10 protein-coding genes are annotated in these 12,892 nt (G+C 42.7%); 9 read left to right on the top strand and 1 reads right to left on the bottom strand.

Annotated elements, in window-relative coordinates; translation table 11 throughout:
- Positions 1–99: 99 nt before the first annotated feature.
- Positions 100–1,207 (bottom strand): peptide chain release factor 2 gene (gene prfB / locus AAFN64_RS05020; RefSeq protein WP_300486564.1). Its coding sequence is split into 2 segments (ribosomal slippage): positions 100–1,143 and positions 1,145–1,207, totalling 1,107 coding nucleotides; the frame shifts between segments, so codons are not numbered across the junction.
- Between the two features lie 49 nt (positions 1,208–1,256).
- Here prfB and AAFN64_RS05015 point away from each other — a divergent pair.
- The 9 genes from AAFN64_RS05015 (at position 1,257) to AAFN64_RS04975 (ending at position 12,884) form a co-directional block, all read left to right on the top strand.
- Positions 1,257–2,282 carry a GntG family PLP-dependent aldolase gene (locus AAFN64_RS05015; RefSeq protein WP_347759477.1) on the top strand — a complete coding sequence of 342 codons (1,026 nt, stop codon included), beginning with the start codon at positions 1,257–1,259 and terminating at the stop codon, positions 2,280–2,282.
- Between the two features lie 290 nt (positions 2,283–2,572).
- Positions 2,573–3,781 (top strand): diaminopimelate decarboxylase, encoded by a 1,209-nt coding sequence (gene lysA / locus AAFN64_RS05010; protein ID WP_347759476.1) that lies wholly within the window; start codon positions 2,573–2,575, stop codon positions 3,779–3,781.
- Positions 3,782–3,905: 124 nt separating this feature from the next.
- The gene (locus AAFN64_RS05005) at positions 3,906–5,321 is read left to right on the top strand and encodes an alkaline phosphatase (RefSeq protein ID WP_347759475.1); all 1,416 of its coding nucleotides are present in this window, start codon (positions 3,906–3,908) and stop codon (positions 5,319–5,321) included.
- Between the two features lie 158 nt (positions 5,322–5,479).
- Complete coding sequence (locus tag AAFN64_RS05000) at positions 5,480–6,832, top strand: sigma-54 dependent transcriptional regulator (protein WP_347759474.1); 1,353 nt, start codon at positions 5,480–5,482, stop codon at positions 6,830–6,832.
- A 164-nt stretch (positions 6,833–6,996) separates the two neighbouring features.
- Positions 6,997–7,278 (top strand): hypothetical protein, encoded by a 282-nt coding sequence (locus tag AAFN64_RS04995; RefSeq protein WP_136402632.1) that lies wholly within the window; start codon positions 6,997–6,999, stop codon positions 7,276–7,278.
- A 180-nt stretch (positions 7,279–7,458) separates the two neighbouring features.
- On the top strand, positions 7,459–9,147 hold the full coding sequence (kdpA, locus tag AAFN64_RS04990) for a potassium-transporting ATPase subunit KdpA (RefSeq protein WP_347759900.1): 1,689 nt from the start codon (positions 7,459–7,461) through the stop codon (positions 9,145–9,147).
- 9 nt (positions 9,148–9,156) lie between these two features.
- The gene (gene kdpB / locus AAFN64_RS04985; protein ID WP_347759473.1) at positions 9,157–11,202 is read left to right on the top strand and encodes a potassium-transporting ATPase subunit KdpB; all 2,046 of its coding nucleotides are present in this window, start codon (positions 9,157–9,159) and stop codon (positions 11,200–11,202) included.
- Positions 11,203–11,223: 21 nt separating this feature from the next.
- The gene (locus AAFN64_RS04980) at positions 11,224–11,787 is read left to right on the top strand and encodes a K(+)-transporting ATPase subunit C (RefSeq protein WP_347759472.1); all 564 of its coding nucleotides are present in this window, start codon (positions 11,224–11,226) and stop codon (positions 11,785–11,787) included.
- The gene (locus AAFN64_RS04975) at positions 11,787–12,884 is read left to right on the top strand and encodes a porin (protein ID WP_347759471.1); all 1,098 of its coding nucleotides are present in this window, start codon (positions 11,787–11,789) and stop codon (positions 12,882–12,884) included. Before AAFN64_RS04980 ends, AAFN64_RS04975 begins: the two co-directional genes overlap by 1 nt.
- The last annotated feature ends 8 nt before the right edge of the window (positions 12,885–12,892 follow it).

Genomic DNA, 12,892 nt, shown 5'->3' with positions numbered 1-12,892 from the left:
GAAAAAGGGCTACAATATGTAGCCCTTTTTTATTTGTATACTTTCCTTTTTACACCTGACAGGTTTTGGAAACCTGTCAGGTGTTAGAGGCGGTATTTTTTAAGAATTATTGGTGGTATCTTTTTGTCCCATCATCATCAGATAGGCTTTTAAAAACTCATCCAGTTCGCCATCCATCACTCCGTCAACATCGCTGGTTTCATAACCGGTTCGAACATCTTTTACCAGTTTATACGGATGCATCACATAGTTTCGGATTTGCGATCCCCATTCGATTTTCATCTTATTGGCTTCGATCTCGTCTCGTTTGGCCTGACGCTTTTTCAATTCGATTTCATACAATTGCGATTTTAACAACTGCATCGCTTTGGTTTTATTATCCAATTGCGAACGGGTTTCGGAATTTTCAATAATAATCCCGGTTGGATGGTGACGTAAACGTACCGCGGTTTCCACTTTGTTTACATTTTGTCCTCCTGCACCACTCGAACGCATGGTTTCCCACGAAATATCCGACGGGCTAATCTCGATTTCGATCGTATCATCGGCCAACGGATAAACATAAACCGATGCAAAAGAAGTATGCCGTTTTGCATTACTGTCGAAAGGCGATATACGCACCAATCGGTGTACACCGTTCTCTCCTTTTAAATAACCAAAAGAATAATCGCCTTCAAATTCAAGGGTTACGGTTTTGACACCGGCAACCTCGCCTTCCTGGAAGTTTAGTTCTTTGATTTTATAGCCCTGACTTTCCCCCCACATCAGATACATTCGCATCAGCATGGCAGCCCAGTCGCAACTTTCGGTTCCGCCCGCTCCGGCCGTAATCTGAAGTACGGCACTCATACTGTCACCCTCATCCGAAAGCATGTTTCGGAATTCCAGGTTTTCAATATGCGTGTTGGTCAGTTCGTATTGTTGGTCCAACTCCTCTTCGGTCGCATCGCCTTCTTTAAAAAACTCCTGAATGATCTGAAGCTCTTCGGCCAAAGCGACTCCTTTTTCATAATCGTCTACCCATTTTTTCTTGGAACGGATATTTTTAACAATAAGTTCCGCTTCTTTGGCGTTATTCCAAAAGTCGGGCGCAAAGGTTTTCTCTTCTTCGTTGGTAATCTCTATCTGTTTTTTATCGATGTCAAAGATACCTCCTTAACGCACCAAGGCGCTCAATAATATCCTTAATCTGTTCGGTATTTACCATAAATATCGTAGTTTTATACCCGCAAAAATAGACATTCCTTTTTAAATATATGGAAATAAATTTAGTTAGCGATACCGTTACAAAGCCTACTCCCGAAATGCTACAGCAAATGTTCCGGGCTAAAGTGGGTGACGACGTGTATAAGCAGGATCCCACGGTGATCGAATTGGAAGAAACCGTAGCGGATCTGTTCGGAATGGAAGCTGCGCTTTTTTTCCCTTCCGGAACGATGGCCAATCAAACCGCAATAAAATTACACACCAATCCCGGTGAACAAATTATATGTGACAAATGGTCCCACATTTTTCATTACGAAGGTGGTGGTGCTTCCTTTAACAGCGGGGTTTCCTGTTGTCTTGTTGATGGTGACCGCGGTATGATAACCGCCAGTCAGGTGGAAGCCAACATCAACGATCCGGAATTTTACCACAGTCCGTTAACGAGTTTGGTAAGCATCGAAAACACAACCAATAAAGGCGGTGGTGCCTGTTATGATATTGAAGAATTAAAACGCATTCGACAGGTTTGTCGCGATCATGGTCTGAAATACCATTTGGACGGCGCCCGTTTGTGGAATGCTTTGGTAGCCAAACGTCAGCATCCGAAACAATATGGCGAGTTATTCGATACGATTTCGGTTTGTTTGTCCAAAGGTTTGGGTGCTCCGGTAGGATCGGTATTATTGGGAAGCCGTGAGGATATGCATAAAGCACTCCGGATTCGTAAAATCTTTGGTGGCGGTATGCGTCAGGCCGGTTATCTGGCTGCGGCGGGTCTTTATGCCCTGCAACATCATGTTGGCCGACTGGAAGAAGATCATCGCAGAGCCCGACAAATCGGTTCGGTTTTAAAGGACTTACCCTGGGTAGCCAAAGTAGAACCCGTGGAAACCAATATTCTTATTTTTTCGGTGAAACCACAGTATAACGAGAATGCTATCATCGAAAAGCTAAAACAGAAAAACATCTTTATCAGTTCGATGGGTAAAGGGAAATTACGTCTCGTAACACACCTTGATTATCGCGAAGTGATGCATTCGTATGTATTGGAAACCTTACAGAAAATGACATTTTAAAACTTTTTGTTATATTACAATTACAACCGCTAAAAGTATCACACTGTTAGCGGTTTTTTATTTCATCTGACTAAATCGTTCTAAATCAACGACATTTCAAAGTCATGATTACACACTACCCTTTTATTAAATCCGGAAATTCATTATCATTTCAACAATAAAAAACAGCAAAAGAATCGAAATACTATTTTTTTTTCAGCATTTTCAACTTATTTACTAATTATTCATACCTACTCCAACGCAAACCGGATGATTTTTATATTTGTTATTATTAACAAATTTTATAGCGCATGCAAATCAATCATTTACTTTCAGTAGCGGAAGAATTTGGCAGTCCTGTATATGTATACGACGCCGAAAAAATGCAATCACAGTACCAACGTTTAACCAATGCTTTTTCCAAGGTGGAAAAGTTGCGCATTAATTATGCAGTCAAGGCATTGTCGAACCTATCTGTTCTTAAGCTACTGAAGAAGATGGGATCAGGGCTTGATACGGTATCTATCCAGGAGGTACAGTTAGGCTTACTTGCAGGCTTTACACCCGAACGAATCATCTATACGCCTAACGGGGTTTCGATGGAAGAAATCGAGGAAGTAGCACAACTGGGTGTTCAGATCAATATCGATAATCTATCCATTCTGGAACAATTCGGAGCCAAACATCCAACCACTCCGGTTTGTATCCGAATCAATCCACATGTCATGGCGGGCGGTAACTCGAATATTTCCGTAGGCCATATCGATAGTAAATTCGGCATTTCGATTCATCAGTTACCCCATTTGCTACGGATTATCGAAAATACACAAATGCACATCAACGGGATTCATATGCACACCGGTTCGGATATTCTGGACATCGAGGTGTTTTTATATGCAGCCGAAATCTTATTTGAAACGGCCAGTCATTTTAAAGAACTGGAATTTATCGACTTCGGAAGCGGCTTTAAAGTACCGTATAAAAAAGGCGATATCGAAACCAATGTCGAAGAACTGGGTAAAAAATTGTCCCGTCGTTTTAATACTTTTTGCAAAGAATACGGTCGCGAACTGACGCTGGCTTTCGAACCGGGTAAATTTCTGGTGAGCGAAGCCGGTTATTTTCTGGCTAAAGTGAACGTGGTCAAACAAACCACCTCAACCGTTTTTGCGGGTATCGACAGTGGTTTTAACCACCTGATTCGTCCGATGTTTTACGGATCGCAACATCATATCGAAAACATCTCTAATCCAAAAGGAAAAGAGCGTTTTTATACCGTTGTGGGTTATATCTGCGAAACCGATACCTTTGGCAGTAACCGTCGGATTTCCGAAATCAAAGAAGGCGATATCCTGTGTTTCCGCAATGCCGGCGCCTATTGTTTTTCGATGTCGTCCAATTACAATTCGAGAGTCCGTCCGGCCGAAGTGCTTTGGTATAACGGAAAAGCGCACCTGATTCGCGAGCGGGAAACTTTCGAAGACATCATCCGCAATCAGGTTATTGTAGATTTTGAATAAAAATAAGAATCAAATTAAGAAAAGAGCCTCATAATAAGGCTCTTTTTACTTAAAATAACACTAAGATAAAACGGCTTAACCAATTGTTTTTTACCTTTGGAGCCTAATTACAGCATTATACAACATGGACAGAAGGAGATTTTTCAGAAACGGTTCGATTTTTACTTTAGGCGCTGCTTTGGTAAATCCACTGGATGCCGTTTCCAATACACTTGAATTTGACACGGTTCGAAAAAATAAAAAAGCAAAAAACATCATTTTCCTGGTAAGCGACGGAATGAGTACCGGAACTTTAAATATGGCCGATTTATACCTGAATCGCAAAATGGGTCACGGTTCCAATTGGTTACAGTTATACCGCGACAGCCGTATTAACCGTGCGTTGATGGATACCGCTTCGGCGAGTTCGATTGTTACGGATTCTTCTGCGGGAAGTTCTTCCTGGGGTGGTGGTTTCCGTGTAAATAACGGTTCGCTTAACGTAGGTCCTAACGGGGAAATACATATGCCGATCTGGCAAAAATTTAAAAAATCCGGAAAAATGGCGGGTTGTGTAACCACTGTTCCGATTACGCATGCCACTCCGGCCGGTTTTTGTGTAAACAGCAAAAGTCGTAATGCACAGGAAGATATTGCCGAACAATATCTGGAACTGGGATTTGATATCATGATGGGTGGTGGAAACAATTATTTCAGTCCGGAAATCCGAAAAGATAAAAAAGATATGTATGCGGCTTATAAAGCCAAAGGGTATCAGGTAGCGCGTAGCCGTAACGAAATGTTGGCCGCCGATACCAATAAACCGATTTTGGGTGTGTTTTATGATGATGCCTTACCGTATAGCATCGACCGTAAAAGCAGCAAAGAATTAACCGAAAATATCCCGACTTTAGCCGAAATGGCACAAAAAGCGATCGATCGCATGAAGAATCATAAAAATGGTTTTGTACTGCAGATTGAAGGCGGAAAAGTGGATTGGGCGGCACATGCCAACGATATCGGTGCGTTGATTTACGATCAGGTGGCGTTTGATGAAGCTGTAAAAGTGGCCATCGATTTTGCCGAAAAAGATAAGGAAACCTTAGTGATCATTACAACCGATCACGGAAATGCAAACCCGGGTGTGATTTATGGTAAATACGCCAATGCGAACTTCGACAGTATTCAGAACTATACCCAAACCAACGAGTGGATTCTAAACTCTATTAGTCCGCAATCGACGGTAAAACAGGTTCACGACATTATCGAACATGCCAACGGTAAGACGATAACCGATGAGGATGCCAAAACCGTTTTAAGCTATTACGACGGCCTACATAAGGAAGATGGCTTGTATAACTACAAAAAGCTACCGTATAAAGCGTTTTCCGAAATGCAGCAAAAAACAAACTCTGTGGGCTGGATCAGTATGGATCACTCCGCCGATTATGTAGAGCTGGCTATGTTTGGTCCGGGTAGCGATTTACTAAAACCATTTGTAAAAAATACCGATCTACACTATCTGATGCTTCAGGCAGCAGAAGTGGAAAATAAATTCTAATCCGCTAAAAACCGGATTTATAAACCTCGTTCGTTTTTTAGACTAGGTAAGTTTTGTTTTTTTATATCAATTATAGCAGACCTGTCAGGTTTTTGAAACCTGACAGGTCTTTCTATATACTTATTTAATAACTTTGCTTTGCATTTAAGCCTTTTCCCTTGAAAAAAATACTGATCATAGACGATGAAGAAAAACTGCGTTCCCTGATGGCGCGCATTATCGGTTTGGAAAATTTTGAAGTCTTCCAGGCTGGCGATTGTAAATCCGGTTTAAAAAAACTGGAGCAAAATCCAATTGATGTTGTTCTATGCGACGTAAAGCTTCCCGATGGTAATGGCGTGGAACTCACCCAAACAATCAAGGAAAAATATCCAAATGTCGAGGTGATTCTACTTACCGCTTACGGGAATATTCCCGATGGCGTACAGGCGATTAAAAACGGAGCCTTCGATTATATCGTAAAAGGTGACGATAACAATAAGATCATTCCGTTGTTACACCGGGCTATCGAAAAAAGCGCACTAACCAAACGGGTTGCTCAACTGGAAGCCCGACTGGAAACCAAATTTTCGTTTAACGGCATCATTGGAAATTCAAAAACGTTACTGCAAGCGATCGAACTGGCCAAAAAAGTCGCTGTAACCGATACAACCGTGTTACTAACCGGTGAAACCGGCACCGGAAAAGAAGTTTTCGCACAGGCGATTCATCAATCCGGAGAACGAAAAAATAAAAATTTTGTCGCAATTAACTGTTCGGCTTTTAGTCATGACTTGTTGGAAAGTGAAATGTTTGGTCATATCGCCGGTGCTTTTACCGGAGCCAATAAAGACAAAAAAGGACTTTTTGAAGAAGCCCATAACGGTACGATTTTCCTTGATGAAATCGGCGAAATGCCTTTGGATTTACAGGCCAAGCTTTTACGCGTACTCGAAAACGGGGAGTTTATTAAAGTGGGCGAAAGTAAAGTGACCCAAGTAAACGTACGTATCATTGCCGCCACCAATCGAAATCTGCTCAAAGAAATCGAAAATGGACACTTCCGACAGGATTTATATTACCGATTATCCGTGTTTCAGATTCCGCTTCCGGCTTTAAAAGACCGGCCTTCCGACATTGAACAACTGGCTCTAAACTTTCTTCAGTTTTTTAGTATCCGAACCAATAAAAAAATCAAAACCATTTCCGACGATTGCCTGCAACTTTTAAAACGGCATACCTGGCCCGGAAATATCCGCGAATTAAAAAACATCATCGAGCGAAGTGTGATTCTGGAAACCGAAACAACGCTAACCCCTAGTAGTTTGCCGCTGGAATTACAGCAATTGCAAAATGAAACCGGAAATGACACTACTACGATCCTATCTGCTTTTTCATTGGCTGCAGCCGAAAAAATACACATCCAAAAAGTGCTGAATCATACCAACGGAAACAAAACCGAAACAGCACGATTACTCAATATTGCGCTAACAACGCTCTACCGCAAACTGGACGAATACCGTATCCAATAAAAAACCCTATCGTTTTGAAAGTACCAACCCTATCGTTTTGATAGGGTTTTTCGTTTGGCATAAGTCCGTTAAAAAAATAATCCCCGTAAAATCAACCCTTTAAACCGAATTCTAAAAATTCGGATCGGCATTTGGTTATAACACGGTAAATAATTTTAATCCTTATGAAAACATTCAACGAAACCCTGGTTCAAAAAATGGAACGTCTGGCAAATCTTACCATTCAAAGTTTGCAATCGGGGAAAACAGTTTGTACCAAAAGATGTCTGAATCTGGCCGATCAACTGTTGCAAAAAGGCAATGCCGAAATGAAAAATGCCATTACCAATGTATACCTCTTTTCCGTCTCTCATTATATGGAACTGAACCGGTATCCGATGGCCAAATTACTTCCGGTAAGCTTACACAAAGAGTATATCAAACAAATTAATACCTCCGGAGTATGATGACCATAATTTTAACCGTAATCGGGTTATTGTGTTTTGCCCTGTTATACCTGTCTGTTTTTTATTTTGATAAAATCTAACGAAATGATACTACTATTTTTTATAGCACTGGCCGTTTTTGTCTATATCTGTTATGTCCTGCTAAAGCCCGAAAAATTCTAAAACCCAAAAACTAAAATGATGAATACAGAAATTATAGGAATCATAGCAATGTTTGCCATCACCCTGGTAGCAGCACTGCCATTGGGAAAATACATTGCTAAAGTCTATTCGGGACAAAAAACGATACTTGATCCGGTTTTTAATCCGATCGAAAAATTATTCTTTAAATCCAGCGGAATAGACGCCTCAAAAGAAATGAACTGGAAACAGCATATGATTGCTTTACTGGCGATTAATGTGGTCTGGTTTGTCCTCGGAATGGCCGTATTACTTGGTCAGGGTTGGTTACCGTTAAACCCGGATCACAACCCGAATATGGCGCCCGATCTGGCTTTTAATACCATCATCTCGTTCCTTGTTAATTGTAACCTACAGCATTATTCCGGAGAAACCGGTGTCAGCTATCTGAGTCAGTTGTTTTTAATGTTCCTGCAATTCGTTTCCGCTGGGATCGGACTGGCAGCCGCAGCGGTGTTGTTTAACGCTTTAAAAGAGCGTACTACCGAAAAACTGGGGAATTTTTACAACTATTTTATTAAATCCTGTATCCGAATCCTCCTACCGGTATCCGTGATCACGGCTGTAATCCTTTTATGGAACGGTACGCCGATGACGTTTAACGGTAAAGATACGATGACGACCTTACAGGGTGATACGGTTCAGGTTTCCACCGGGCCGGCTGCGGCTTTTGTCGCAATCAAGCACGTTGGTACCAACGGAGGCGGTTTTTTCGGAGCCAATTCCGCACATCCTTTTGAAAATCCAAATTATATAACCAATATGACCGAAATGGTCGCTCAGATGATCATTCCTTTTGCGATGATCTTCGCCCTTGGTTTTTATCTGAACCGCCGCAAATTATCCTGGATGATTTTTTCGGTAATGACAATCGGTTTTCTGGCGCTGGCCGTTCCGACAATAGTTACGGAAATGAACGGGAATCCGGCGATAACCGAAATGGGAATCAATACAACTCAGGGTGCTACCGAAGGAAAAGAAACCCGATTCGGAGCCGCGGCTTCGGGATATTGGAGTATTGCTACCACGGTGATTTCGACCGGATCGGTCAATTCGATGCACGATAGTGCGATGCCGCTTTCCGGAATGAATCAGTTATTAGCCATGATGGTGAACTGTTTTTACGGCGGTTGTGGCGTAGGGATTCTAAACTTTTACATCTTTATCATCCTCGCGGTATTTATCAGTGGATTGATGGTGGGACGTACGCCTGAATTCTTAGGTAAGAAAATCGAAGCCCGCGAAATGAAAATCGCAATGATCATCGCACTATTACACCCATTTCTGATTTTAGTCGGTACCGCTTTGTCTACCGCTTTTCCGGAACAAGGTACCAGTACGCTAAATAATCCCGGATTCCACGGATTTAGTGAGATATTATACGAATATACCTCATCGGCAGCCAATAACGGTAGCGGTTTCGAAGGTCTGGGTGATAACAATCCGTGGTGGAACATCACGACCGGTATCGTATTACTACTTTCCCGATTCCTGCCTATTATTGGCCCGATAGCGATTGCCGGTATACTTGCCGCTAAAAAGCATATCCCGGAAAGTGCCGGAACCCTAAAAACCGATACGGCTACTTTCGGACTGATGACCTTTGCTGTGATTGCGATCATCGCTGCGTTATCCTTTTTCCCTGCCCTGACACTCGGTCCTATTGCGGAATATTTTTCAATGAAATAAAACAATACCATGAAAACCAAAAATCAGTCTTTGTTTCAAAAAGAATTGCTGTTGGAAGCGTTGAAACAATCTTTTGTAAAACTCAACCCGGCGAGCCTTTTCCGGAATCCGATCATGTTTACCGTCGAAATCGGTACTGCAGTGATGCTGGGCGTATCCCTTTGGATTCTTACCGGAGAAACGGCACAGGGTAGCTTTGCCTATAATTTCACGGTGTTTTTAATACTGCTGTTTACACTGTTGTTTGCCAATTTTGCCGAAGCCATTGCCGAAGCGCGTGGTAAAGCTCAAGCCGACAGCCTACGAAAAACCCGAGAGGAAACCCCTGCCAAAAAAATAGAACAGGTTGGCGAACTATATGTGAACGAGATCACCATCGTTCCGTCGTCCAGTCTAAAAAAAGGCGATCTTTTTATTTGTGAGGCCGGCGATAATATCCCAACCGACGGTGAAATTATTGAAGGGCTTGCTACCATTGACGAAAGTGCCATTACCGGCGAAAGTGCCCCGGTGATTCGCGAAGCCGGCGGTGATAAAAGTTCCGTAACCGGCGGTACCAAAGTGTTGTCCGATAAAATCAAGGTTCGGGTAACTGCCGAACCCGGGGAAAGTTTCCTCGATAAAATGATCGCACTCGTAGAAGGTGCTTCCCGACAAAAAACGCCAAATGAAATTGCTCTAACGATATTGTTGGCCGGGTTTACACTGGTGTTTATCATCGTTTGTGTTACGCTAAAACCTTTTGCCGATTATGCCAACATTCCGATCACGATTGCCGCTTTTATTTCCCTTTTTGTCTGTCTGATTCCTACTACTATTGGCGGTTTGTTGTCGGCGATCGGGATTGCCGGTATGGATCGTGCGTTACGCGCCAATGTAATCACAAAATCCGGTAAAGCGGTGGAAACGGCCGGTGACATCGATGTATTGTTACTGGATAAAACCGGAACCATTACCATCGGTAACCGAAAAGCAACGCATTTTCACCCGGTAAAGGATATCCCTGAAAATGATTTTATAAGAGCCTGCGCCTTGTCCTCTTTAGCCGATGAAACGCCCGAAGGAAAATCCATCGTGGAACTGGCCGGGAAAGAATTGACACAAAATCTATCGATCAAAGGCGCGACATTGATCCAGTTTACAGCCGAAACCCGTTGTAGTGGTGTCAATCTGACCGAAGGTACCCGAATCCGAAAAGGGGCTTTTGATGCCATTCGCAAACTAAGTGAAAATGCAGGGTTTCCGTTTCCTAAGGAGATTACCGATGCCGTAACTAAAATTTCTGGGAATGGAGGCACACCTCTGGTAGTGGCGCAAAATGAAAAGGTTATCGGGGTAATCGAATTACAGGATATCATCAAAACCGGAATCAGCGAACGATTTGAACGATTGCGTAAAATGGGTGTTAAAACCGTGATGGTCACCGGAGACAATCCGCTTACGGCCAAATTTATCGCAGAAAAAGCCGGTGTGGATGATTTTATTGCCGAAGCCAAACCGGAAGATAAAATGAACTATATCAAAGCCGAACAGCAAAAAGGAAAACTGGTAGCCATGATGGGCGACGGTACAAACGATGCGCCGGCACTGGCTCAGGCCGATGTGGGTGTTGCGATGAATAGCGGAACGCAAGCGGCCAAAGAAGCCGGTAATATGGTCGACTTGGATAATGATCCAACCAAATTGATTGAAATCGTCGAGATCGGAAAACAGTTACTAATGACTCGTGGTACGCTAACGACCTTTAGTATTGCAAACGACGTGGCGAAGTATTTTGCCATTATCCCGGCCTTGTTTATCACCGCGATTCCGGCTTTACAGGGATTGAATATTATGAAACTCCACAGTCCGGAAACGGCCATTTTATCGGCCGTGATCTTTAACGCGGTGATCATCCCGTTCCTGATTCCGCTGGCGTTAAAAGGAGTTGCTTATAAACCAATCGGTGCTTCGGCGCTGTTACGTCGCAACCTGCTGATTTATGGCCTTGGTGGGATACTCGTTCCTTTTATCGGAATCAAGCTCATCGATATGATGGTCGCCTTGTTCTTTTAAACACAACTTAAATTAAAAATCATGAAAAATCATATCCTATCCGGCATCAAACTAACACTGGTTTGTATCGTGTTCTTTGCCGGAATCTACACCCTGTTTATCTGGGGAATTGCGCAACTGGCACCCAATCATGGTAAAGGGGAAATCGTAACCTATAAAGGTAAAACTTATTATTCCAATATCGGACAGGTGTTTACCGCTCCGAACTATTTTAATTCCCGCCCATCGGCTGTTAACTATAATGCGGCCGGATCCGGCGGAAGTAACAAAGGTCCAAGCAATCCGGAATACCTGGCTGAGGTTCAAAAACGAATCGATACTTTCCTGATTCAGAATCCCGGTGTTTCCAAAAGTGATGTTCCGGCAGAATTGGTTACCGCCAGCGGTAGCGGATTGGATCCGGATATTTCGGTACAGGCGGCCAAAGTTCAGGTGAACCGTATCGCTAAAATCCGTGCCATCGAACCCGAAAAGCTTTATCAATTAATTACACAAAACACACAACAACCGGTATTGGGTCTTTTCGGACCTGAAAAAATCAATGTCTTACAATTAAATATCGCCCTCGATAAATTACAATCCTAATGACTACCAAAATTTTTCATTCGACCTTAATCGCATTCGTTTCTTCCTTTGGCTTACAGGCACAAACCGAAAATGACAATGTGGAAAAAAAATCGCCTTTAACTGTTAGTGGCTACCTTGAAACCTATTATGCTTACGATCTGAATGCACCGGAAAACAACACGCGTCCGGGCTTTATTTATTCGCATAACCGTCATAACGAAGTCAACCTGAATTTGGGTTACATCAAAGCGAATTACGAAAAAGACCAGGTACGTGCCAATCTGGCTATCATGGCCGGAACCTATAGCAATGCTAATCTTGCAACGGAAGCCGGAGTCTTAAAAAACATTTACGAAGCCAATGCCGGAATCCGATTGTCCGAAAAACACAATCTTTGGGTTGATGCCGGGATTTTTGCTTCCCACATCGGTTTTGAAAGTGCTGTTAGTAAAGATTGCTGGACATTAACCCGAAGTATCCTTGCTGATAACTCCCCGTATTATGAAAGTGGTGCGAAGATATCGTATACGTCACCAAGTCAGAAATGGTTTATTAGCGGACTCGTGCTAAATGGCTGGCAACGTATCCAGCGCGTCGACGGAAACAAATCGCTGGCTTTTGGTCATCAGGTTACCTATAAACCCAGCAGTAAGGTTACTTTAAACAGTAGTTCTTTTATTGGAAACGACAAACCTGCGGTGGAGAAACGCATGCGCTATTTTCACAATTTTTACGGTCAGTTCCAACTAGACCCGAAATGGGGATTGATCACCGGCTTTGACATCGGAGCCGAACAAAAAGAAAAACACAGCAACAGCTATAACATTTGGTACTCGCCTGTAGTCATTGTAAAATACAATGCTACGGATAAAATCAGTCTGGCGGCACGCGGTGAATATTATTCCGATAAAAACGGGGTTATTATCAGTACCGGTACACCAAACGGGTTTCAGACATTCGGATATTCCGTAAATTTGGATTACAAAATCATGGATAACGTCGTATGGCGCATAGAAGCCCGTAACTTAAACAGTAAAGAGGCTATTTTTACCCGCGATGCAGAACCGGTTACCTATAATTTTGTTGCCGTTACCTCATTGGCCGTTTCATTTTAAAACTGCAT

The sequence above is a fragment of the Flavobacterium sp. CAU 1735 genome (assembly GCF_039888695.1).
Lineage (GTDB): Bacteria > Bacteroidota > Bacteroidia > Flavobacteriales > Flavobacteriaceae > Flavobacterium.
The sequence above is the reverse complement of the archived record's forward strand: the minus strand, read 5'-3'. Positions and strand labels throughout refer to the sequence as shown.